This window comes from Bradyrhizobium sp. USDA 376, assembly GCF_054063675.1.
In genome coordinates, this window is sequence record NZ_JBSSGN010000001.1 from 5,943,910 (window position 1) to 5,966,170 (window position 22,261).

Annotated in this window: 19 protein-coding genes and 1 pseudogene; 11 read left to right on the forward strand and 9 right to left on the reverse strand. The window is 64.8% G+C overall.

Features of this window, described 5'->3' with window-relative positions:
- Positions 1-169: 169 nt before the first annotated feature.
- The 3 genes from ACVJ19_RS27485 to ACVJ19_RS27495 all read left to right on the forward strand — a co-directional run bounded on the left by ACVJ19_RS27485 (position 170) and on the right by ACVJ19_RS27495 (position 2,781).
- Positions 170-1,669, forward strand: coding sequence for a leucyl aminopeptidase (locus ACVJ19_RS27485; RefSeq protein WP_453952339.1), 1,500 nt, complete (start codon positions 170-172; stop codon positions 1,667-1,669).
- A 4-nt stretch (positions 1,670-1,673) separates the two neighbouring features.
- A complete protein-coding gene (locus ACVJ19_RS27490; protein WP_453952340.1) occupies positions 1,674-2,126 on the forward strand; it encodes a DNA polymerase III subunit chi in 453 nt (150 codons plus the stop codon).
- A 166-nt stretch (positions 2,127-2,292) separates the two neighbouring features.
- On the forward strand, positions 2,293-2,781 hold the full coding sequence (locus tag ACVJ19_RS27495) for a hypothetical protein (protein WP_453955219.1): 489 nt from the start codon (positions 2,293-2,295) through the stop codon (positions 2,779-2,781).
- Positions 2,782-2,799: 18 nt separating this feature from the next.
- Here the strand turns inward: ACVJ19_RS27495 and ACVJ19_RS27500 are convergent, their stop codons facing one another.
- Positions 2,800-3,786 (reverse strand): hypothetical protein, encoded by a 987-nt coding sequence (locus tag ACVJ19_RS27500; protein WP_453952341.1) that lies wholly within the window; start codon positions 3,784-3,786, stop codon positions 2,800-2,802.
- Between the two features lie 231 nt (positions 3,787-4,017).
- Between ACVJ19_RS27500 and ACVJ19_RS27505 the strand changes: the two are divergent.
- A pseudogene (locus ACVJ19_RS27505) lies at positions 4,018-4,982 on the forward strand (tripartite tricarboxylate transporter substrate-binding protein).
- Between the two features lie 83 nt (positions 4,983-5,065).
- Here ACVJ19_RS27505 and ACVJ19_RS27510 read toward each other — a convergent pair.
- The 3 genes from ACVJ19_RS27510 to ACVJ19_RS27520 form a co-directional block, all read right to left on the reverse strand.
- Entirely contained in the window at positions 5,066-6,928 is a 1,863-nt protein-coding gene (locus tag ACVJ19_RS27510; RefSeq protein ID WP_453952342.1) for an ABC-F family ATP-binding cassette domain-containing protein, read from the reverse strand.
- Between the two features lie 127 nt (positions 6,929-7,055).
- Positions 7,056-7,229 carry a hypothetical protein gene (locus ACVJ19_RS27515; protein WP_453952343.1) on the reverse strand — a complete coding sequence of 58 codons (174 nt, stop codon included), beginning with the start codon at positions 7,227-7,229 and terminating at the stop codon, positions 7,056-7,058.
- A gap of 223 nt (positions 7,230-7,452) precedes the next feature.
- Positions 7,453-7,707 carry a sulfur globule protein precursor gene (locus ACVJ19_RS27520; RefSeq protein ID WP_453952344.1) on the reverse strand — a complete coding sequence of 85 codons (255 nt, stop codon included), beginning with the start codon at positions 7,705-7,707 and terminating at the stop codon, positions 7,453-7,455.
- Positions 7,708-8,022: 315 nt separating this feature from the next.
- Here ACVJ19_RS27520 and ndk point away from each other — a divergent pair, with 315 nt between their 5' ends.
- The 4 genes from ndk (at position 8,023) to ACVJ19_RS27540 (ending at position 13,270) form a co-directional block, all read left to right on the forward strand.
- A complete protein-coding gene (ndk, locus tag ACVJ19_RS27525; protein WP_018645406.1) occupies positions 8,023-8,445 on the forward strand; it encodes a nucleoside-diphosphate kinase in 423 nt (140 codons plus the stop codon).
- 44 nt (positions 8,446-8,489) lie between these two features.
- Positions 8,490-9,350, forward strand: coding sequence for a TerC family protein (locus ACVJ19_RS27530; RefSeq protein ID WP_453952345.1), 861 nt, complete (start codon positions 8,490-8,492; stop codon positions 9,348-9,350).
- Positions 9,351-10,112: 762 nt separating this feature from the next.
- The gene (locus ACVJ19_RS27535) at positions 10,113-12,044 is read left to right on the forward strand and encodes a TonB-dependent receptor (RefSeq protein ID WP_453955220.1); all 1,932 of its coding nucleotides are present in this window, start codon (positions 10,113-10,115) and stop codon (positions 12,042-12,044) included.
- Positions 12,045-12,088: 44 nt separating this feature from the next.
- A complete protein-coding gene (locus ACVJ19_RS27540; protein WP_453952346.1) occupies positions 12,089-13,270 on the forward strand; it encodes a PepSY-associated TM helix domain-containing protein in 1,182 nt (393 codons plus the stop codon).
- A 4-nt stretch (positions 13,271-13,274) separates the two neighbouring features.
- On the opposite strand, the gene ppx is transcribed toward ACVJ19_RS27540, so the two are convergent.
- The 4 genes from ppx to ACVJ19_RS27560 all read right to left on the reverse strand — a co-directional run bounded on the left by ppx (position 13,275) and on the right by ACVJ19_RS27560 (position 18,441).
- Positions 13,275-14,777: an exopolyphosphatase gene (gene ppx / locus ACVJ19_RS27545; RefSeq protein ID WP_453952347.1), complete on the reverse strand. Its 1,503-nt coding sequence runs from the start codon at positions 14,775-14,777 to the stop codon at positions 13,275-13,277.
- 15 nt (positions 14,778-14,792) lie between these two features.
- Positions 14,793-16,985: an RNA degradosome polyphosphate kinase gene (locus tag ACVJ19_RS27550; RefSeq protein ID WP_453955221.1), complete on the reverse strand. Its 2,193-nt coding sequence runs from the start codon at positions 16,983-16,985 to the stop codon at positions 14,793-14,795.
- A gap of 142 nt (positions 16,986-17,127) precedes the next feature.
- The gene (locus tag ACVJ19_RS27555; protein ID WP_453952348.1) at positions 17,128-17,805 is read right to left on the reverse strand and encodes a chromosomal replication initiator DnaA; all 678 of its coding nucleotides are present in this window, start codon (positions 17,803-17,805) and stop codon (positions 17,128-17,130) included.
- A 93-nt stretch (positions 17,806-17,898) separates the two neighbouring features.
- Complete coding sequence (locus ACVJ19_RS27560; RefSeq protein WP_453952349.1) at positions 17,899-18,441, reverse strand: CDP-alcohol phosphatidyltransferase family protein; 543 nt, start codon at positions 18,439-18,441, stop codon at positions 17,899-17,901.
- Between the two features lie 154 nt (positions 18,442-18,595).
- Here ACVJ19_RS27560 and purM point away from each other — a divergent pair, with 154 nt between their 5' ends.
- Positions 18,596-19,669: a phosphoribosylformylglycinamidine cyclo-ligase gene (gene purM, locus ACVJ19_RS27565; RefSeq protein ID WP_453952350.1), complete on the forward strand. Its 1,074-nt coding sequence runs from the start codon at positions 18,596-18,598 to the stop codon at positions 19,667-19,669.
- Positions 19,669-20,322: a phosphoribosylglycinamide formyltransferase gene (gene purN, locus ACVJ19_RS27570; protein ID WP_453952351.1), complete on the forward strand. Its 654-nt coding sequence runs from the start codon at positions 19,669-19,671 to the stop codon at positions 20,320-20,322. Before purM ends, purN begins: the two co-directional genes overlap by 1 nt.
- 90 nt (positions 20,323-20,412) lie before the next feature.
- Here purN and ACVJ19_RS27575 read toward each other — a convergent pair whose 3' ends face one another.
- Positions 20,413-20,619 (reverse strand): cold-shock protein, encoded by a 207-nt coding sequence (locus ACVJ19_RS27575; RefSeq protein WP_008551638.1) that lies wholly within the window; start codon positions 20,617-20,619, stop codon positions 20,413-20,415.
- 374 nt (positions 20,620-20,993) lie between these two features.
- Here ACVJ19_RS27575 and ACVJ19_RS27580 point away from each other — a divergent pair, with 374 nt between their 5' ends.
- On the forward strand, positions 20,994-22,172 hold the full coding sequence (locus ACVJ19_RS27580) for an autotransporter outer membrane beta-barrel domain-containing protein (protein ID WP_453952352.1): 1,179 nt from the start codon (positions 20,994-20,996) through the stop codon (positions 22,170-22,172).
- Positions 22,173-22,261 lie beyond the last annotated feature (89 nt).

Here is a 22,261-nt window from a genome sequence, read left to right on the forward strand (position 1 = left end):
AATATATGGTTAATATTTCGCGCGTTGTGGCTTGGCGGCCACGGCGGTGCTTGGCATCGGGCGGGCGGGTGGCCCATAGTAGGCAAAGTTCAGTGAATCGCCGTTCAGCTCCGGCCAGTGGCCGGGACCGCCGAACGGAAAAAAGCCCCATGTTTTGGAGGAGTTACCCATGTCCGATGCCATCAAGGTCGGCTTCGTCCCGTTGTCTGCCGCCGCCCGTGGCATCCTGGTCGTGTTCTGCGACGACGGTTTGAAGCTCGGCCCGGCGACGGCCAAGGCGCTCGGGAGCGCTGCCGATCTCGTGAAGCGGGCAGCCGCCGCCGCCGGCTTCAAAGGTAAAAGCGGGGCTGCCCTGGACATCCTGGCGCCGGAGGGGGTGAAGGCCACCCGTCTGGTGGTGATCGGGGCCGGCAAGCCGGCGAGCCTGAAAGCGAGCGATTTCCTCAAGTTCGGCGGCGTGGCGGCGAGCAAGCTCACGGCCGGTACTGCCGCCATGACCATCATGGCGGAATTGCCCGACGGCGCCATGACCAGCGAGCAGGCGGTCGCGATCGCCTCGGGGCTGCGCTTACGCGCCTACAAGTTCGACCGCTACAAGACCAAGAAGAAGGACGGCGAGGAGGGCGGCTCGCGCGCCGACATCTCGCTTGCGGTTGGCGACGCCACCGCTGCGAAGAAGGCGTTTGCCGCGGCCGGCCACGTCGTCGACGGCGTGATCATCGCCCGCGACCTCGTCAACGAGCCGCCGAACGTGCTTTTCCCCGAGGAGTTCGCGCGCCGCGCCAGTCAGCTTCGCAAGCTCGGCGTCAAGATCGAGGTGCTCGACGTCAAGGCGATGCACAAGCTCGGCATGGGCGCGCTGCTCGGCGTCGGCCAGGGCTCGGCGCGGCCGAGCCGCACCGTGATCATGCGCTGGGACGGGGCCAAGAAGGGTGAGGCGCCGGTTGCCTTCGTCGGCAAGGGCGTCTGCTTCGACACCGGCGGCATCTCGATCAAGCCGGCCGGCAGCATGGAGGACATGAAGGGCGACATGGGCGGGGCGGCCTGCGTCGTCGGTCTGATGCACGCGCTCGCGGCGCGCAAGGCCAAGGCCAACGTGGTCGGCGCCATCGGCCTCGTCGAGAACATGCCCGACGGCAATGCGCAGCGGCCGGGCGACATCGTCACCTCGATGTCGGGCCAGACCATCGAGATCATCAACACCGACGCCGAAGGCCGCCTCGTGCTCGCCGACGTGCTCTGGTACGTCGCAAAGAAGACCAAGCCGAAATTCATGGTGGACCTGGCGACGCTGACCGGTGCGATCGTGGTCGCGCTCGGCACCGAACATGCTGGCATGTTCTCCAACAATGACGAGCTCGCCGAGCGCCTGCTTGCGGCCGGCATCGAGAGCGGAGAGAAGGTCTGGCGCCTGCCGCTCGGCCCGGAATACGACAAGCTGATCGATTCCCAGTTCGCCGACATGAAGAACACCGGCGGCCGACATGGCGGCTCGATCACCGCGGCGCAGTTCCTGCAGCGCTTCGTCGACGGCACGCCCTGGGCGCATCTCGACATCGCCGGCACCGCAATGGGCGCGCCGAAGACCGACATCAACCAGAGCTGGGGAAGCGGCTATGGCGTTCGCCTGCTCGATCGCCTGGTCGCCGATCATTACGAGCGCAAGTGACCAAATGACCGAAGTGCTGTTCTACCATCTGCAAAACATGACGGTGGAGAACGTGTTGCCGCCGCTTCTCGAGAAATCGCTCGAGCGCGGCTGGCGCGTCGTCGTGCAGTCGACCTCGGAGGAGCGCGCCGATGCGCTCGACGCGCATTTGTGGACCTATCGCGACGATTCCTTCCTGCCGCACGCGACCTGGCGGGTGAACGATGCCGCCGACCAGCCGATCGTGCTGGCGATCGAGGAGGGCAATCCCAACGGCGCCAATGTCCGTTTCCTGGTCGACAACGCCGCGCTGCCGCAGGACGCGCAGGGCTATGAGCGCATGGTGCTGCTGTTCAACGGCGACGATCCGGATGCGCTTGCTTTGGCCCGTACTGCCTGGACGGATTGCAAGGCGCGGGGATTTGATGTCACCTACTGGCAGGCCGACGAACGGGGCAGGTGGCAGCGGCGGAATTAGCCGTCCACCGCAATTAATGATAATTTGTACTTTTCGGGCGATGCTGGCTTTGGCCACCTTCGTGCCGCAAAGTGATGTTGGGACAATCGCTTAGGGCTGGTCCTTCACGCGGGGAATTTAGTTTATCGTGCGACATCAAAAGCTTCCCGGCTCGCTCATAGTTGCGTTGGCCGCCGTAGCACCGCTGGTTGCGGGCTGCTCGGGGACGGATCTGCTGTCGAAGGACGCCGAATGGTTCCAGAGGCCGGGTCGTCTCTTCATCAAGAACATCTCGATCGAATCGCCGCCGCTGACCCCGGACAAGCCGGTGGGCGCCGAGGATCTCGTCAGTGCCGACGGCGCCTGTCCCGGCATGGCGCCGGCCCCGGGGCTTGCTGACGCCAATGCATCGACGACGGCGCCCGCGCCGACGGGCGGTACGGTCGCGCTCGGTCACACCGAATGCGACGTGGTGCGCGGCATCGGCGCGCCCTCGACCGTCAATCTTTCCAATGACGCGGCCGGCCGTCGCGTCGCCGTCGTTACCTGGACCACCGGGCCGCGCGCCGGCATCTACACCTTCACCTCCGGCCGCCTGTCCTCGATCGAGGGCACGCCGGAAGCGCCGGTCATGCCGAAGGGGACGAAGCCGAAGGCGAAGAAGAAGCAGGCGTAAGGCGAGCTTGCGGGACGGCTATGGCCGTCCTTTCATTGCATCTTCGAATGACAGGATCTGACCGCTCGGTCCCCGGAACGTGGTTTTCTCGGGCCAAATCTTCTCGATCTCACTGAGGAAATGACGAGCGAGCGGTTTCCAGTCCACGTCTGGTTTGAGCGAATAGATGCTGAGCGTCATGCCTTCATCGGCACGAGGCGAGTGCACGTATGCGAGCCAGGGCTCATGGAATAGGTTGATGCTGAGGCCCGCCTCGTTGCACAGGTCCAGTGTGTGCCATGTGCTGCGTCCGTTTCGAAGCTGTTCGTCGCCGCGAATTGACAGCGCATGCGCGTGACCAAAGTCAGCGAATGTTTGCTCGAGGCTTTTCCAGTCTTCGGCCGGCACCTTCAAATTTGCATAGATTTGCGGTCTGACCGACGTGCGCCCGTCTCTGAAGAGATTGTGGCAGCTTCTGTCCCTTACGACGACCGGCAGGATAAAGATGCCACACGTCAGAATGGCGGCAGCAGAAACGACACTCCACGATCGCCGGCCGGATCCGGACAATCGCATGGCAGCCCAAAAAGCGAGGCCGCCAACAAGGCCCAACAAGCCCGCCAGTCCCAGGGTGCGAGTGTACTCAATCCAGAAAAAAAGGGTTGGCACGCCATTGACGATTGTTGGCCTGCCGTCGGTCGAGGCGTTCTGGACACTGAGCATCGACACCAATGCCAGGACGCCGAATGGCAGTGCCGCGACGAGGAAACCTCCTAGAGCGCAGGCTGCAATCCCGACGCGCGATCGCCTGCGGCGGACGAGAAAATAGAGTGGAACACCGAGCAGCACGGCGTGGGCGATTGCGACCATGAACGTCGTCATCGTCAAGTTCAGGACTTGCGTGACGACGAGGATGTTGATCGGCTCTTCGATCTGCACGCAAAATGGGATGACAAACGCAATGGTCGCGCCGAACGCTGCAAGCAGGGTTGCTCCCATCAGGTGCAAATGCTGCTGAAGTCGCATGTCTGACCGTTGCCCACAGGTTGTCGCAGTCTATCCCGCAACTGACCAACCTACGGCATGATGCGGAAAAGTGCGAAGCGGTTTTCCCGAGAGACCAGGCGCAACCGATATCCACCCGCGTCGGCGGCGCGATCATGATCGTGATTGCGACACTTTTGCTGAAGTCGCTTTCGTGATGGCGGTGCGGCCGGGAATGCGCTCATATGGCGTGAGAAAAAAACTGGAGGAAACATGCGGTTCATTGCCCTCGTATCGGCTCTGCTGTTGCCGTTTGGCGCGGCGGTCGCCCAGGACTATCCGTCGAGAACCATCACGTGCTGGTGCCATACGCCGCGGGCGGGCCGACGGACACCATCGCGCGCCTGACCGCGGCAGGCATGGCGAAATCCCTGGGACAGCAGGTTATCGTCGAGAACGCGACCGGCGCCGGCGGCACGATCGGCACGACCCGCGCCGCGCGTGCCCAGCCGGACGGCTACACGCTGCTGGTCCATCATGTCGGCATCTCGACCGCGGCCACGCTGTATCGCAATCTGAGCTACGACACGAAGACCGCCTTTGCGCCGATCGGGCTCGTGACCAATGCGCCGATGACCATCATCGCGCGTCCGGATTTCCCGGCCGACACGCTCAAGGAACTGGTCGCCTACGCCCAGCAGCAAGGCGACAAGCTGACTTACGCCAATGCCGGGTTAGGTGCGGCATCGCATCTCTGCGGCATGCTGTTCATGACGGCGATCCAGAAGCAGCTCACCACGGTGCCCTACAAGGGCAACGGTCCGATCATGAACGATCTGCTCGGCAAGCAGATCGATCTCACCTGCGACCAGGCGACGAACACGACCGGCCCGATCACGGCCAAGCAGGTCAAGGCCTATGCGATCACCACCAAGGAGCGGCTGAAGAGCCTGCCTGATCTGCCGACCGCCGACGAGGCCGGCCTCAAGGGTTTCGAACTCGGCGTCTGGCACGGCCTCTATGCGCCCAAGGGCACGCCGCCCGCGGTCGTTCAGAAGCTGACGGCGGCGCTCCAGGCAGCACTCAAGGACCCCGCTTTGATCGCCCGGTTCAATGACATCAACACCGAGCCGGTCCCGCAGGACAAAGCCACGCCGGAGGCGTTAGGTGCGATGCTGGCGAGTGAGGTCGATCGCTGGGCGCCGATCATCAAGGCAGCGGGGCAATATGCGGATTGAGTAAAGATCATGCCGTTCAGCGACTTGCGGCTGGGTAGTTTGTTACCCGTACTGTGCATGGGGTTGTTTTCGAGGTTTTGAATCTACCCCGCCGCCTCGTCGAACTGCGTGCTCGCCTCGAGCCATTGCTCTTCCGCGCGCGCCAGCGCGTCGGCGGCATTGGCGCGCGCTTTCGACAATTGCGCGGCCTGCCTGGGGTCGCGCGTAAAGATGTCGGGCAGGGCCAGCGCGGTGTCGATCTTGGCGATGATGTCGCTGACGCGGGCGATCTCGCTCTCGGCTTCCGCGATGCGCTTCTTCAATGAGCCACGATTGTCCGACTTCGGGCGCTGCGGCTTGTCGCTCGGCGCACTGCGCTCGCGCGGAGCGGCGTCCGCGTTGCGCGCCGACAGCACGAGGCGGCGGTATTCGTCGAGGTCGCCGTCATAATTGGTGACGGTGCGGTCGGCGACGATCCAGAGCCGGTCGGCGCAGGCCTCGATCAAATAGCGGTCGTGCGAAACCATGATGACGGCGCCGGGAAATTCGTTGATCGCCTCCGCAAGCGCGCCGCGGCTGTCGATGTCGAGATGGTTGGTCGGCTCGTCCAGGATGATCATGTTGGGGCCGAAGAAGGTGGCAAGGCCCAGCAGGAGTCGCGCCTTCTCGCCGCCCGACAATTTGCCGGCTTTGGTGTCGGCCGCCTTGCCGGAGAATCCGATTGCGCCGGCGCGCGCCCGCACTTTTGCTTCGGGCGCATCGCCCATCAGCTTGCGGACGTGGTCATAGGCGGAGGCGTCCTCGTTCAATTCGTCGAGCTGGTGCTGCGCGAAATAGGCGATCGACAGCTTGTCCGCGCGCGTAACTCTCCCCGAGAACGGCGCCAGGCGTCCGGCAAGCAGCTTTACAAGTGTCGACTTGCCGTTGCCGTTGGCCCCCAGCAGCGCGATGCGGTCGTCATTGTCGATGCGCAAGGTGACGCGGCCCAGCACAGGGCTGGCTGGATCGTAGCCGACCGAGGCGTTGTCGACGGCGATGATCGGCGGCGACAGGATTTTTTCGGGGGCGGGGAAGCTGATCTCGCGCACATCCTCGGTGACCAGCGCCGTGATCGGCTTCAGCCGCTCCAGCATTTTCACGCGAGACTGTGCCTGCCGCGCCTTGGACGCCTTGGCCTTGAAGCGGTCGACGAAGGCTTGCAGGCGGGCGCGCTCGGCCTCCTGGCGCTTGACCGCCTTGGCATCGAGCAGCTCACGCGCGGCGCGCTGCTCCTCGAAGGAGGAATAGGTGCCCTTGTAGAGCGTGAGCTTGCCGCGCTCCAGATGGAGGATCTGGTCGACCGAGCTTTCGAGGAGATCGCGGTCGTGGCTGATCACGATCACCGTGCGCGGATAATGCGCGAGGTGATCCTCCAGCCACAGCGTGCCTTCGAGGTCGAGATAGTTGGTGGGCTCGTCGAGCAGCAACAGGTCGGGGACGGCAAACAGCGTCGCGGCGAGGGCGACGCGCATGCGCCAGCCGCCGGAGAATTCGGCGCAGGGGCGCAGCTGGTCAGCGGCGGAAAAGCCGAGGCCGGAGAGAATCGCCGCCGCGCGGCTAGGTGCCGAATGCGCGTCGATGTCGACGAGGCGGGTCTGGATCTCCGCGATCCGGTGCGGATCGGTCGCGCTCTCGGCTTCGTGCAGCAGCGCGTCGCGTTCGAGGTCGGCCTTCAGCACGACCGTGATCAGGCTTTCGGGGCCGTTCGGGGCCTCCTGCGCCAGGCTGCCGACGCGCCAGCGCGGCGGCAGGGTCACCGTGCCGTGCTCGGCGGCCAGCTCACCCCGGATCACCTTGAACAGGGTGGATTTGCCGGTGCCATTGCGCCCGACCAGGCCGACGCGCGATCCGGGCGTGATCTGCACGGAACTCTGGTCAATCAAAAGGCGTCCGGCGAGGCGGATGGAGAGGTCGTTAACGGAGAGCATGCGGCCTTGTCACCGTAAGGCGCGCCGAACGCAACTCGTTTTTCCGTCAGGTAATTGTTTGAGCATGATCCCCGCGCAAACGCGTTCCGCGTTTGTCGCGTGGGCAAACCGCTTCGCACTTTTGTGTTCAGTGCGCCTCGCGCTCGCGCCGCCTCAGCTCGTTCAGGAGTTGCTCGAGATGCGTCGGCAAGCGCGGTTCGGGCCGCAGGCTCTGCTGGAGCCGTTCGCCCACGGCGTCGCAAATCGAGCGGCTGGTCCGCCGGTCGATCTGTTCGCTGTCATTGGCGAGAAGGCCTGTCATGACGGGTTCCATGTTGCAGAGTAACGACACGGTACCAAGTCATTGACCCCCAAAATGGTTTCGCCATTCTCGGGGGATCTCCGGCGTTCTAGCAAAAATTGTATGAATTCGCCGTGCCTGCCAAAAAACGAGGCCCCGGCGGGGGATCACCGGGGCCTCTCTAGGGGGTACCTTTAGGGGGCTTAGGTACCGTTGGAAGGTGCTTGGGAAGGTGCTGTCGGGCTCAGTAGCAGCGGTTGATCAGCCGCCAGCGGGGTCCCCAGGGGGTCGGGACCAGCCGGCGCACATAGCAGCCGCCATAACCGTAGGAGACGACGGGGCCGCGGGCATAGTAGCGCGGTCCGCCCCAGCCATAGCCGTGGCCCCAGCCGCCGCCGTGCCAGCCACCGCCATGCCAGTGCGCGGAGGCCGAGGTCGGTGCCAGCGCGGCACCCAGCGCGACCGCGGCGACGGCGGCAAGCGAAAGTTTCCTCAACATGGTGATCTCCTCAGAACTGCCGGCGCGGGGCTATCGCGTCGATGGAAAGGCCGCCGAAACGTTCCGCCTGATGATCAGGCTTCGGTTTCGATAGGCCCGACCTTACGCCGGCGAGGCTGAACCAAACCCTGAATGGGGGCTTCAGATTCGGTTCATCTGGGTGAAATCTCGGTAATCCCCGTCAGGATCCGCCTGGATCAGCCTGCGGCGAAGCGCCTGTGAGAGGGGGTCTGGCGGTCGCTTGCCGTCCGGCAAAGGCGCCGATATAAGCCCCGCAACTCCGAACCACCGCTTTCTTCCCCCAAGGACAAGATTATGGCCATCGAACGCACTTTCTCGATCATCAAGCCCGATGCGACCGCGCGTAACCTGACCGGTGCGGTCAACGCCGTGATCGAGAAGGCGGGCCTGCGCATCGTCGCGCAGAAGCGCATCCGCATGACCAAGGAGCAGGCCGAGACCTTCTATGCCGTCCACAAGGCCCGCCCGTTCTTCGGCGAGCTCGTCGAGTTCATGACTTCCGGCCCGGTCGTCGTCCAGGTGCTGGAAGCCGAGAACGCCATCGCCAAGTACCGCGACGCGATGGGCGCGACCGATCCGTCCAAGGCGGCCGAGGGCACCATCCGCAAGCTCTACGCAAAGTCGATCGGCGAGAACTCCGCGCACGGTTCGGACGCCCCGGAGACCGCCGCGATCGAGATCGCGCAGTTCTTCTCGGGCAACGAGATCGTCGGCTGATCCGTCAGCCGCCAGGTTAATATCCACGGGGGAAAGGACACATTGTGAGCTGGCTCTGGCAGATCTTCGATCCCGCTACGATCGGGGCATTCTTCACCCAGTTCCGCAATGAGATGGCCGAACCGACTTTCTGGATTGCGGTCGGCAAGATCATCTGGATCAACATCCTGCTCTCCGGCGACAACGCGCTGGTGATCGCGCTCGCCTGTCGCGGTCTCTCGCCGCGGCATCGGCTGTGGGGCATGATCTTCGGTGCGGGCGCGGCGGTGATGCTGCGGATCATCTTCACCGGCATCGTCGCGACCCTGATGGAGCTGCCGTATCTCAAGCTGGTCGGCGGTCTCGCGCTGATCGTGATCGCGGCAAAGCTCCTAGTGCCGGAAAACGAGGACGAGGACGACGTCGAGTCCGCCTCGCATCTGTGGCAGGCCATCCAGATCGTGGTGGTCGCCGACATCGTCATGAGCTTGGACAACGTCATTGCGGTCGCCGCCGCGGCCAATGGCAGCGTGCCGCTGCTGATCCTCGGCCTTGCCATCAGCGTTCCGCTGATCGTCGCCGGTGCGGCGCTGATCATGGCGCTGCTCGCAAAGCTGCCGGTGCTGGTGTGGGCCGGTGCTGCGCTGCTCGGCTGGATCGCGGGCGAGGTGATCGCGACCGATCCCGGCGTCGCGCCGAGGCTGCACACGCTGTTCGACGGCCCGCTCGGCGCGTCGCTGGATTCGATCCTCGGCGCGTTCCGCATCCCGCCGCAATTCGGTCATGGCGGGGGAGGCGGCGAATATCTCTGCGCAGTGCTCGGCGTCGTCGTCGTGCTGGTCGTCGGCACCATCTGGCGCCGGCGCAGCCTGACCCAGGCCGCGCTCGAATCCTCCGAGCGCCACGCCAAGGCGTCGGCGGAATGACGTCGACGCTCTAATCAGCGTGGCTTTCCTCTCCAGCAATGAGAGGCGAGCAAGTCGCTGAGATGCTCGCCGCGTGGCAGTACACGAGCGATCACGGCCATGGGTTCGGCGCAAGAGCCGAAGTCTCTCATCATTGCGTTCGCATCACCGGCGCGCATCGCGCGCTTCGCGGGACCTCGCGTTGCGCGGTAGCGCGCGTGGGCGTTGCGTGGAGAGGCTTCCTTTGCAACCACCACGCGATTTGGATCTTGTCTTATTCTAAACTATTGAGATTCAAGGGTACTTTCGTTGACTCGACGAAGGTTCCCGCGGCACGTCGCTCCGACGTTCATGTTCATGAAATCGGAAGCTGGTGCGATGTCGTCGAAAGTGATTTGCCGTCCTGTTGCTGTTCTTGCCGCTCGCATCAAAACACTTCTGACGTGCGCCAGCCCGAGAGCCTTCGCGGTCTCCGTGGTCTCCATCGCCCTGTTCAGCGACGGCGTCCTGCACGGCACCAGTGCGCAAAGCGCTGTGCCGGAGACGGCGCGGGAAACCACGCTGCCGGCCGTGACCGTCACCGCAGACGCGCCGAAGCCACGCGCACGTCCACGATCCAATCCAGGCCGGAGGGCGGGCCGCAGCGCGCCCGCCAACGAGCGGGCCAAGTTGCAGGCCGAAGCTGCCCCCAATGCTGCGAGACCGGGCGCGCTCCCGCCGTCTTATGCAGGCGGGCAGGTCGCTCGCGGTGGCCAGGTCGGCTTGCTCGGCAACAAGGATTTCATGGATACGCCGTTCAACATCACCATTTACACGGCGAAGAAGATCGAAGATCAACAGGCTGTCACGGTCGCCGACGTCGTCAGCAACGACCCTTCGGTCCGTTTCACGGGCCAGACCGGCGGCATTCTCGACTCTTTCTTCATCCGCGGCTTTCCGATCGGGGAGGGCAATGTCGGAGAAATTGCCTTCAACGGCGTCTACGGCGTTGCACCGAACTATCGTGGGTTCACCGATTACGTCGAACGCATCGAGATCATCAAAGGCCCGACGGCGCTGCTGTACGGCATGGCGCCAAACAGCAGTGTCGGCGGCACCATCAACGTCGTTCCAAAGCGTGCCGGGGATGTCGATCTCACACGGGTCACGACCGATTACGCGACGAGTTCCCAGCTCGGTACGCATCTCGACGTGAGCCGGCGGTTCGGCGAGAACCGCGAATTCGGCGTTCGCGTCAATGGCAGCTATCACAACGGCGATACGCCGCTGGACAACCAGACCCGGGAAGCGCATGTCGGCGCCGCGGCATTCGACTATCGCGGCGAGAAGTTCAGAGCCTCGCTCGACTTCATCGACCAGGAAGAAAAGTTCGACGCGCCCACGAGGCCGTTTCTGGTCGCAACGGGCGTAGCGGTCCCGACTGCGCCGGTCGGCCGGCGCAATGTCACGCAGGCCTGGGAATGGGCCAAGGTTCACGACAATTCGCTGCTGGCGCGCGCCGAATACGATGTGACTGACTCCGTGACGGTGTTCGCCGACGGCGGCGGCGGCAGGACCCAGGTCGATCGTCTGTTCGGGACGCCGACAATCCTGAACGCGGCGGGCAACACCAGTTCGACACCGGGTCATTTCAAGTTCGACATCGACAGGAACGTGGCCGACGCCGGCGTACGCGCCCGGTTCGAAACCGCGGCGATCAGTCACGCCGTGACCTTCCAGGGCAGCTACTACACGGATGAGATCGCGCGGGGCTCCGTGTCCGGCACGCCGGTGTTGTCCAACATCTATGCGCCGATCGCCCGTCCTCAGCAGTTCGTTCCGGCTCCCGCGACCGTGCCGAAGCTGTCGGATACCGAACTGACTGGCCTTGCGCTGGCTGACACCATGTCGGTCTTCCAGGAGCGCCTTCAGCTGACCGTCGGCGTCAGGCAACAGGGCGTCAAGTCGAACAACTACAACACCACCACGGGAGCCGTGACCTCCGCCTATGACCAATCGGCGCTTACGCCGATGGTCGGCGTGGTCGTCAAGCCCTGGAGCAACGTTTCGCTGTACGCCAACTACATCGAGGGGCTCAGCAAGGGCGATATCGCGCCGACGACGGCGGCCAATCAAGGAGAGGTCCTGGCGCCGTATTTCAGCAAGCAGAAGGAAGTGGGCGTCAAGGTCGATTTCGGCATGCTGGCGACCACGATCAGCCTGTTCGAGATCACCAAGCCGTCGGGACAGCTGGGTGCCGACAACGTCTTCCGGGCCGATCAGGAGCAGCGCAATCGCGGCGTGGAATTCACCGTGTTCGGAGAAGTGCAGCCGGGCATCCGCGTCCTTGGCGGCGTGACGCTGATCGACGCGGAGCTGACAAAGACGAGCACGCTGGCCAACCTCGGCAAGACGCCGATCGGCGTGCCGGAGGTGCAAGCCAATCTGTCCGCCGAATGGGACACCCCGTTCGCACCCGGACTGACGCTGGTCGCAAACACCATCTATACCGGGCACCAATATCTGAATGGGGCAAACACACAGGTCATTCCGGCCTGGACGAGGCTCGATCTGGGCGCGCGCTACAACACGCGCATCAACAACCGGCCCGTCACGCTTCGGGCTCTGGTTCAGAACGTGTTCGATACCAATTACTGGGCCGGCGTGGCGAGCTTCTCCGCTCTGGCGCAGGGCGCGCCACGAACCCTGCTCTTGTCGATGTCGACCGATTTCTGATCCAGGCCGGCTACGGAGCCAGGCGCTGACGACGGGTGCTCTGAATGGACGAAACGATCAGGGCACCGCGACAGAACAGCTCCGCGCCCGGCCGATCCCGAATGAGGCCCGGACGCGCGCGGCGCGCGCTGCTGTGGGCTCACCGATGGCTGGGATTGATCGGCGGAATCGTCGTCGTGCTGATAGGTCTGACCGGAAGCTTCATTGTCTTCTACCGGGAGATCGATGTTGCCCTGAATCCGGAGCTCTATGCTCCCGCCGGTCCGGATCAAAGGGTGACATTATCGGACGTGATGCGCGCCGCCGCGGCAGCGGATCCAGCGCCGATTGCCACGATCCTGGCGCCGGACCGGACCTGGCCGGTCTGGATCGTCATACATTCGCATGAGACGGAGGCAGGCCGTTACCCGAACCGTTGGACGACCATGGTCGATCCTTCGAACGGGAAGGTGCTCGGGCGGCGTGACTACGTCAATGCGTTCGCGCTGAAGGTTTATCGTCTCCATTACACGCTGTTGCTCTATGAGTGGTGGGGCAGGGAGCTGGTCGGTGTCGCCGGGTTCGTGCTGCTCGGTTTGACGGTGTCGGGCCTCTTCCTGTGGTGGCCGAAGCCCGGGCGATTCTGGCGATCGGTCTCGGTGCGCAAGAACGTCTCGCTGCTTCGCTTTGTTCTGGACGTTCATAGTGCGGCGGGCTTTTGGGCGCTGTTCGTGCTCTTGTTGATCTCAATCACCGGCGTCGGCATCGTTTTTCCCGACCTGGTGCGTCCCATCGTTGGCCTTCTGTCGCAACCGGCGCCTGATCGCTCGCCGCGGGTCGAAATGCCGCCTCCGGCGGGGACGCCGCTGCTCTCACCTGACGCGATCATGCGACGCGCCCAGGAGGCCAAGCCGGGCGGCACGGTCGCCATGCTGAACCCGCCAACCGCAACGCGCAACACCTGGCGTGTGCAGTTCCGTCCCGACGGCGCTGATCCCGCCGTCCGGTCGCGGGGGGCGATCTGGCTCGATCCATGGAGTGGTACAGTGATGCACGACCGCACCGCAGGCGCCATGTCGATGGGGGACCGCTATCTGGCCGAGCAGCTCTGGCTCCACAACGGCGCGACGTTCGGACTTGCGGGACGCCTTTTGGTTTTCACGGCCGGATTCGCGCCGCTCGCGTTGTTCGTCAGCGGCGTGATGATGTGGCTCAAAAGGCGTCCCGGGAGGATGAGAACCGGCTGACGGCTCACCGCCTCACGATCGAGCCTGATCGCCCGACCAGGCGGGCGAGCTGGCGGAAGCGGCTGCCGACGCGGTCGGCGACGAGGTCGACGAGCCGGTGCTCGAACACCAGCATCAATTTGCGGCCCTGGGTGCGGAAATGCGTGGCGGGCAGGACGCCCGGACGCGCCGCCGAGATCAGATGCGCGACACGGAATGCCGCGCCGAGCAGGCGGGCGCGTTCGAGCTGCGCCGGCGTCAGCAGCTCCTGCATGGTGACCGGCGGCTGGTTTTCCTCGCTGAGGCCCGCATAGCGATAGAACACCGACAGGCCGACAAAGGCGCGCTCGGTGTGGGTGATCACGCCGAAATTGCCGTTGACGACGAGGCTGAGCGTCTGCTCGCCGCGATGGTCGGGATGCACGCGCCAGCCGATGTCGGAGAGCAGGCACGCGGTGTGGCGCAGGCGGCGGTCCTCCTCGGTCTCGCGTAGCTTCACGACGCGTGCGAGGCGGTCGGTCCAGGCGATCAGCTCGCGGGCGTGCTTGGCCGAGCGTGACAGCAGCTGGTTGAGCTCCTCCGCGGCGCAGATCAGCCCGTCCTTGTTGCGCTCGGACTCCGGCAGCTTCTCGTGCAGCAGGCCCTCGCGCACGCCGAAGGTCGAGAACACGATGTTCTTGGGCTTCGCCACGCGGATGATGTGCTCGAGCACCAGCGCCGCATAGGTGAGGAGGGGGCGACGCGCGTCGGCGACGATCTCGATGTCGGCGAGCATGTCGGCGGCCGCAAGCCGGCGCAGGCGGCGCGAGAAGTCGAGCGCCTCGGTCGCGGAAATGGAATAGCCGTGCATCACCTGGAGCGGATAGCCGCTCTGGATGATGTGGATGCGCGCGAGCGCACGCCAGGTGCCGCCGACGGCGTAGAAGGTGCGGCCGCGGCCGGCAGTGAGCAGCTGCACCTCGTCGATCTCCTCGCGCACGATGCGGTCGGCGCGCTTGAGCGATTTGTGCGCGAGGTCCTGGAGCGCAAGGCCGCCGAGCGGCAGCGTCACGCCGCTGCGCACGCTGTTCCTGCGCACGTCGATCAGCTCGAGCGAGCCGCCGCCGAGATCGCCGACGATGCCGTCGGGATGGTGGATGCCGGAGATGACGCCGAGCGCCGACAGCCGCGCCTCGCGCGGGCCCGACAGGATCTCGATCTTGACGGCGCAGATGCGCTCGGCCTTCGCGATGAAGTCGGGGCCGTTGGAGGCGTCGCGGCAGGCGGCAGTGGCGATTGCGAACACGCGCCCGACCTGCATCACGCGGCACAGCGCGCGGAAGCGCTTGAGCGAGGTCAGCGCCTTGTCGACGGCATCAGGGGCGAGCAGGCCCGTGCTCTGCACCTCGCGCCCGAGGCCGCACAGCGTCTTCTCGTTGAAGATCGGAATGAGGCTCCGCGCCAGCGCCTCGTAGACGACGAGACGGACCGAGTTGGAACCGATGTCGATGACCGCGACAGTGGCGCCGCGCCTGCGCGGCCGAGTCACGTCGGGAATCCCGGATCAGGATTGATGACGTTCATTCCGGCGCGTGAGACGGCGCGGCGAGGATTCCTTGAGCGACTTTCCACGGCCAGACAGACTCGGATTTGTCATGAAGTAGTTGTGGACGTTGAAAGGCTCCTCGCCCTTCGCGGCCTTCATACGCGTTGAGGACCCGTCCGGCAACAACTGCCAGCTTTGCTCATTGTCCTTGAGATTCGCGACCATGATCTGTTCGAGAACCTGCTGATGCACCGTGGGATTTTGCAGCGGACACAGCACCTCGACGCGGCGGTCGAGGTTGCGCGGCATCATGTCGGCCGAGGAGATATACACAGCCGCTTTCGCGCTCGGCAGGCCCTGGCCCATGCCGAAGCAGTAGATTCGGCCGTGTTCCAGGAAGCGTCCGATGATCGACTTGACGCGGATGTTCTCCGACAGGCCGGGAATGCCGGGCCTGAGGCAACAGATGCCGCGCACCACGAGCTCGACCTGCACGCCGGCCTGCGAGGCCTCGTAAAGGGCGTCGATGATGTCGGGGTCGACCAGCGCATTCATCTTCATCCAGACCGCGCCGGGACGGCCGTGCCGCGCATGCGCGGTCTCGCCCTGGATGTGCTCGATGATGCGCTTGCGCAGCGTCAGCGGCGACACCGCCATCTTTTCCAGATCGCTCGGCGCCGCATAGCCGGTGATGAAGTTGAACACGCGCGCGGCGTCGCGGCCGATGGTCGGATCCGAGGTGAAGTAGGAGAGGTCGGTATAGATACGCGCGGTGACCGGGTGGTAGTTGCCGGTGCCGGTGTGGACGTAGGTCGTGAGGTTGCCGCCCTCGCGGCGCACCACCATCGACAGCTTTGCGTGCGTCTTCAATTCGAGGAAGCCGTAGACGACCTGCACGCCGGCGCGCTCGAGGTCGCGTGCCCAGCGGATGTTGGCTTCTTCGTCAAAGCGCGCCTTGAGCTCGATCAGCGCGGTGACAGACTTGCCGGCCTCGGCGGCCTCCGCGAGCGCGCGCACGATCGGCGAGTTGTTGGAGGTGCGGTAGAGCGTCTGCTTGATCGCGACGACATCGGGGTCGCGCGCGGCCTGTTGCAGGAACTGCACCACCACGTCGAAGGATTCGTAGGGATGATGGACGATGAGGTCCTTCTGTCGGATCGCGGCGAAGATGTCGCCGCCATGCTCGCGCACGCGCTCGGGGTGGCGCGGCACGTAAGGGGTGAATTCGAGATCCGGCCGGTCGAGGCGGGTGAGCTGCGAGAGCTCGTTCATCGCCTGCACGCCGTCGACCAGGAACACTTCGTCGTCGGCCGCGGACAGCGCGTGCTGCACGAAGCTGCGCAATTCCTCGGGCATCTTGGAATCGATCTCGAGCCGGATCACCGAGCCGCGGCGGCGGCGCTTCAGCGCGGTCTCGAACAGGCGGACGAGGTCTTCGGCCTCTTCCTCGATTTCGAGCTCGGAGTCGCGGATGATGCGGAAGGCGCCCTGGCCCTGGAGGTTGTAGCCGGGGAAGAGGCGGTTGATGAACAGGCCGGTCGCCTGTTCCAGCGAGATCAGCCGGACGACCTTGCCCTCGGCGGGCAGGCGGATGAAGCGGTCGATCTTGCCGGGCATGCGGATCAGCGCGTTCATCTGCTTGCCGTCGGCCTCGCGCGTCAGCTGGAGCGCGATGGTGAAGCCGAGGCTCGGAATGAACGGGAAGGGGTGGGCCGGGTCGATCGCGAGCGGCGTCAGCAGCGGGAACACGTTGTTGAGGAAGTAGTCCTCGATCCAGGTCCGTTCCGCCTTGGTAACGTCCTTGCCGTCCACCAGAACAATGCCGACATCGGCGAGCGTGCCGCGCAGGTCGCGCCAGATCGCCTGCTGGTCGGAGGCGAGCCGCGAGACGGTGCGGTTGATCAGTGCCAGCTGCTCCGACGGCGTCAGGCCGTCGGGGCTGCGCTCGGCGATGCCCTCGCGCACCTGCGCCTTGATGCCGGCGACGCGGACCATAAAGAATTCGTCGAGGTTGTTTGCCGAAATCGACAGGAATCGCACCCGCTCCAGCACGGGATGGCTGGGATTGACCGATTCCTCCAGGACGCGGCGGTTGAAATGCAGCCAGGACAGCTCGCGGTTGATGAACCGTTCGGGGCTCGATGCGATCGCCGGAAGGGCCTCGGTCTCCGGGGCTTTATCTTTGATTTCAACGGCTTGCGCAGAGTCCATGAGAAGTCGATCCATCCAGTTCACCCCAATTTGCGACTTATGCGCAAAACCGGCGGGAGCATGTGTTAGAGCGATGACGTTTCGATGACATTGATGTTCCGCCGTTCTGCGCCGTCAAGCGGTGTTGCGGCCCGGGCCGGGGTCAGGCGTCCCGAAGCAGCTCGGCGGCCAGCGCCCGGGTGACAGGGCGGCCGAGGCGCAGGGCCTCGCTGTCGAGCAATTCCACGGCCTGCCGGGCCGCCGCCGAGGACCGCTCCAGCCGGGTGGCGAGGTAGCCGACCACGCTCTCGTCCACGCTGAGCTGGCGGTCGGCGCAGAATTTGACGATCAGGCCGCGGAACAGCTGGTCGTTGGGCGGCAGCAGCGTGACCACAGGGACGGCGCGCAGCCGCGAGCGCAGGTCGCGGAGCTCGATCTCGAGCGAGGCCGGTGCGTCGCGTCCAGTGAAGAGGACGTAGGCGCCGTCCTCGCGGGCGAGGTTCATCAGGTGGAAGAGGGCGCGCTCGTCAAAATTCTTCGCCTTGATATCCTCGACCACTAGGGCGCCGGTCGCGAGCGCGGCCGGAACACCCGCGGCGGTCAGTCCATTCGCCGTGGTCGAGCGGGCCCCGGCTTCCTCGGCCCAGATCGCGGCCAAATGGCTTTTGCCGCTGCCTTCGGGCCCGCCCAGCCACATGATGCGGTTCGGCCATTCCGGCCAGCCGTCGATCAAGGCGAGGCCAGCGGCGTTGGCGGGTCCTTCGAGAAAATTGTCCCGGCTGAGGCTCTCCGCATGCGGAAGCGAAAACGCCAATTGTCGGGGGTGAACGCCGCCTGCCACGCTAGCTTTGCTCCGTGCCGGCGCGCCGGCTTGGTTTGAAGAGATTCGACTTCATCGAGCGGGAGTTGGCCTTTTGCGGGGCCGCATCCCACCTCATTTGGCCTCGATCGTGCTCATGTGCCGCAGCCACTCGACGAGGTAGAGCGACACGGAGGAGAGCGTGAAGACCGTGACGAGGCCCATCATGATCATATCATAGGGCGCAGGCTTGAAGCCGAAGGCAAGAGACGCCAGCACCAGGGCGGCGTAGGCGACCTGGGCGGCTGTGTTTAGTTTGGATACTTTCGACGGCTTCATCTCGACCGGCTTGTCGAACAGCCAGGACACGATCACCGCAGTGACGATCATGATGTCGCGCGACACCACCAGGATCACGATCCAGCGCGGGATGTCGCCCCAGATGCCGAGCGCCAGGTAGATCGAGACCAGGAGCGCCTTGTCGGCGAGCGGATCCAGCAGGGCACCGAGCTCGCTGCGCATGTTGAAGCGCTTGGCCAGGAAGCCGTCCACGGCGTCGCTGATGCCAGCGATCAGGAAGACGGCAAACGCCACCTCCATTTGGCTCGACACGATGGCCCAGACAATGATCGGGACCAGCATGATGCGGCCCAGGGTAATGATATTCGGAATACTCACGCAGCGCTTCCCGGCACCGGTCTCACCTCAAATCCGGCCCGTTGGAGGCTGAACCGGTTGATATGTCTACATAGTATAGGGAGGAGCGCCATGCGAGCCATTGCGTGTCCCCGGAATTCGACGTAACCAGCCGCAAACCCACTGGAAATCGGGCATGACCGACCGCAAAAACGGCCTCACTTACGCCGATTCAGGCGTCGATATCGACGCGGGCAACCGCCTGGTCGATCTGATCAAGCCGATGGTGCGCGCCACTGCGCGGCCCGGCGCCGATGCCGAGATCGGCGGCTTCGGCGGCCTGTTCGACCTCAAGGCGGCCGGTTTCAGGGACCCCGTCCTGGTCGCCGCCACCGACGGCGTCGGAACCAAGGTGAAGATCGCGATCGAGACCGGCCTGCACGGCGGCATCGGCATCGACCTCGTCGCCATGAGCGTCAACGACCTCGTGGTGCAGGGCGCCGAGCCACTGTTCTTCCTGGACTATTTCGCCTGCGGCAAGCTCGATCCGGAGGCCACCGCCGCGATCGTCGCGGGTGTTGCCGAAGGCTGCCGCGAATCCGGCTGCGCCCTGATCGGCGGCGAGACCGCCGAGATGCCCGGCCTCTACAAGGACGGCGATTACGACCTCGGCGGCTTTGCCGTCGGCGCTGCCGAGCGCGGTACCTTGTTGCCGCGCAAGGATATCGCCGCGGGCGATGCCGTGATCGGCCTCGCCTCGTCGGGCGTGCATTCCAACGGCTTCTCGCTGGTGCGCAAGATCGTGGAACAATCCGGCCTCGGCTTCGGGGCCCCGGCGCCGTTCGCGCCCGTCATGACGCTCGGCGGCGCGCTGCTGACGCCGACGAAGCTCTACGTCAAATCCTGCCTCCGGGCGATCCGCGAGACCGGCGCGGTGAAGGGGCTCGCCCACATCACCGGCGGCGGCTTCACCGACAACATTCCGCGCGTCCTGCCGAAGGATCTCGGCGTCGGCATCGACCTCGCGCGCCTGCCGGTGCTGCCGGTGTTCAAATGGCTGGCGGCGCAGGCCGGCATCGCCGAGCTCGAGATGCTGCGCACCTTCAACTGCGGCATCGGCATGATCGCGATCGTCGAGCCTGACAAGGTCGATCAGGTCGTGCAGGTCTTCACCGATGCCGGCGAGACCGTGGCGCAGCTCGGCACCGTGATCCCGGCCGAGGGCGAGCATCGCGTCGTCTATAACGGTCACCTCGATCTGGCGCTGTGATGAAGCGGCGCGTCGCCATCCTGATCTCCGGTCGCGGCTCCAACATGGCTGCGCTGATCAAGGCCGCCAGCGCGCCGGATTTCCCGGCGGAAATCTCGCTCGTCATCTCGAACAAGGCCGATGCGCTCGGGCTCGAACGGGCCAAGGCGGGCGGCGTCAACACGCTGGTGATCGAGAGCAAGCCGTTCGGCAAGGACCGCGCCGGTTTCGAGAAAGTGCTGCAGGCCGCGCTCGATCAGCACGGCATAGAGCTGATCTGTCTCGGCGGCTTCATGCGCCTGTTCACGGCCGAGTTCACCAAAGCCTGGTACGGGCGGATGCTCAACATCCATCCCTCGCTGCTGCCGTCCTTCCCCGGCCTCGACCCGCACGGCCAGGCCCTGCGCGCCGGCGTGAAACTGTCCGGCGCGACGGTGCATTTCGTGATTCCCGAGACCGATGCCGGCCCGATCGTGATGCAGGGCGCGGTTCCCGTCGGCGACCACGACACCGCGGACACGCTGTCGGAGCGCATCCTCGAAGTCGAGCACCGCATCTATCCCGAAGCGCTGCGGCTGGTCGCGACCGGCAAGGTCCGGATCGAGGGCGATGTGTGCAGGACGGCGGGTAGCTCGGCGTCGGAGAATTTTCTGATTGCGCCGGTGGTGAGCTGAGGCGTCGCCTTCGTTTCGTCCCCCCAAACGAAATCCCCCGGCAGAGCCGGGGGCAACGTCATGATCTCTCGCGTGTCGCTTTGAGAAAAATCAGGAGACCTTGAGGTTTTCCGCGGACGATTTGCCGCGGTTTTCCACGAGGTCGTATTCAACCACCTGGTTCTCGTTGAGGGTGGAGAGTCCGGCACGCTCGACGGCGGAGATGTGGACGAACACGTCCTTGTCACCACCATTCGGCTTGATGAACCCATAGCCCTTGGTCGGGTTGAACCATTTGACGGTGCCCTTTTGCGGCATCGCTAGTCTCCTCCACTAGATAGAAAAAAGACGCGGCCGCTTTTTCGCGTGCCACGCCACAAACGGGCTTCCGGAAGTCTGTTCGAGTCTCATCGTCGCGAAACGCACAGTCGAGCGGCCAATTCCGATTGTGTCGGATATTGCAACATGAAAATCGCGCGTTAGCAAGCCGCGCGCGAATTTCAAGGCCGGGGGTGGGTACCATCGTCTGCTATTTGCGACCTGTGGCCGCGGAACCACAATCGAGGGCAATAGGCTCGGTGACAGCCTGCCAACCGGTTGACCCTCCGTGGCAGTTCGGCACAAATCGCCGCACACGCGAGCCGCTCGTGTTGCATTTTTGCGGACCGCCCTTTGCTTCGGGATTAGTCGTCATGCGCTGCACCTCGCAGCCCACAGGGACACGGCAGACGATCGGGCTGAACCGCGTTCGCCGGATCGCGACGGCTATTATGATGGCGTGCGCATTCGCCGTGATGATGTCGGCCACGCCTGTCCTGGCGCAAACGCCAACGCCGACACCAACTCCAACGCCGACCCCGAGCCCGACTCCGACCCCAACGCCCACGCCGTCACCGACCCCGACTTCGACCTCGATCAATTACGATCAGTCGATCGGCAGCAGTGCGCTCAATCTCGGCTCGAATTTTCTGGAGCGGCTGGGCAACCAGGCATCGGGCGGCGTCAACCGCGCGTTCCGCACCAATCCCGGCGGGGGCGGGGCGTCCGCGACCACGGAAGACCCGCGCTACCGCACCTGGTTCGAAGGCTACGGCATCTCGGTGCGGACCGATCCGCAGGGCGATTTCGTAGGCGACAAACGCAAGACGTTTGGCGGCGTGGCCGGCTTCGGCGCGCGGGTCGCGCCAGGCGTCAATCTCGGCTTCTCGGTCGACCAGAGCCACACCGACGTCGACGTGCCACTGGCGCTGCAGTCGGCGACGATGGACCTGACGCAAATCGGCTTCAACGGCTCGGTCGACAAGGGCCCGTGGACCTGGGCCTTCGCGGTGGTGCACGGTTTCGGCAAGGTCCATTCCAGCCGGGATACCGGCTTTGGCCTTGCCACCGCCGGCTATCGCGCCGCAGTCGACGGCGCGCTGACCGAGGTCAGTTACTACTGGACGAAGGACCAGATGCGCATCGTGCCCAAGGGTGCGCTCGAATATGTGCGCGCCACCAGCGCGGCGTTCCAGGAGGCCGGCGGGCTCGATCCGCTCAATGTGGGCTCGACGGCGCTCTCGCGCGCACGCGTCATGATCGGGGCGGAGATCGGGCGCTACTTCATCTTCGACCAGAAGATCCTGGACCTGTCGGCCTACGGGAAGTTCGTCGACAATTTCTACCAGAACCTGGGATCGGTGCAGGTCAGCCTCGGGACCCAGAGCATCGTCGTCCCCGGCATCGGCGAGAGCCGTTACGGCGTGGATGCGGGCGGCTCGGCCTCGCTCAGCCTGACCAACACGGCGCGGCTCTACATCAACTACGATGGCAAGTTCCGCAACGAGTTCACCTCGCACCAGGGCACGGTCGGCTTCGAATATCGGTGGTGAGCGAGCATGATCCGGACCCGAAGGGCCGCGCCAGCGCAAAGTGCGTAGCGGTTTTCCCTCGCGACAAACGCGGAACGCGTTTGCGCGGA

Bases quoted from the DNA above. Each gene is read 5' to 3' on its own strand.
- ACVJ19_RS27535 (WP_453955220.1), top strand. From the start codon at position 10,113: ATGGATACGCCGTTCAACATCACCATTTACACGGCGAAGAAGATCGAA.
- ACVJ19_RS27520 (WP_453952344.1), bottom strand. From the start codon at position 7,707: ATGTTGAGGAAACTTTCGCTTGCCGCCGTCGCCGCGGTCGCGCTGGGT.
- ACVJ19_RS27500 (WP_453952341.1), bottom strand. From the start codon at position 3,786: ATGCGACTTCAGCAGCATTTGCACCTGATGGGAGCAACCCTGCTTGCA.
- ACVJ19_RS27490 (WP_453952340.1), top strand. From the start codon at position 1,674: ATGACCGAAGTGCTGTTCTACCATCTGCAAAACATGACGGTGGAGAAC.
- ACVJ19_RS27540 (WP_453952346.1), top strand. From the start codon at position 12,089: ATGGACGAAACGATCAGGGCACCGCGACAGAACAGCTCCGCGCCCGGC.
- purM (WP_453952350.1), top strand. From the start codon at position 18,596: ATGACCGACCGCAAAAACGGCCTCACTTACGCCGATTCAGGCGTCGAT.
- ACVJ19_RS27550 (WP_453955221.1), bottom strand. From the start codon at position 16,985: ATGGACTCTGCGCAAGCCGTTGAAATCAAAGATAAAGCCCCGGAGACC.
- ndk (WP_018645406.1), top strand. From the start codon at position 8,023: ATGGCCATCGAACGCACTTTCTCGATCATCAAGCCCGATGCGACCGCG.
- ACVJ19_RS27580 (WP_453952352.1), top strand. From the start codon at position 20,994: ATGCGCTGCACCTCGCAGCCCACAGGGACACGGCAGACGATCGGGCTG.
- ACVJ19_RS27515 (WP_453952343.1), bottom strand. From the start codon at position 7,229: ATGACAGGCCTTCTCGCCAATGACAGCGAACAGATCGACCGGCGGACC.
- ACVJ19_RS27485 (WP_453952339.1), top strand. From the start codon at position 170: ATGTCCGATGCCATCAAGGTCGGCTTCGTCCCGTTGTCTGCCGCCGCC.
- purN (WP_453952351.1), top strand. From the start codon at position 19,669: ATGAAGCGGCGCGTCGCCATCCTGATCTCCGGTCGCGGCTCCAACATG.
- ACVJ19_RS27510 (WP_453952342.1), bottom strand. From the start codon at position 6,928: ATGCTCTCCGTTAACGACCTCTCCATCCGCCTCGCCGGACGCCTTTTG.
- ACVJ19_RS27575 (WP_008551638.1), bottom strand. From the start codon at position 20,619: ATGCCGCAAAAGGGCACCGTCAAATGGTTCAACCCGACCAAGGGCTAT.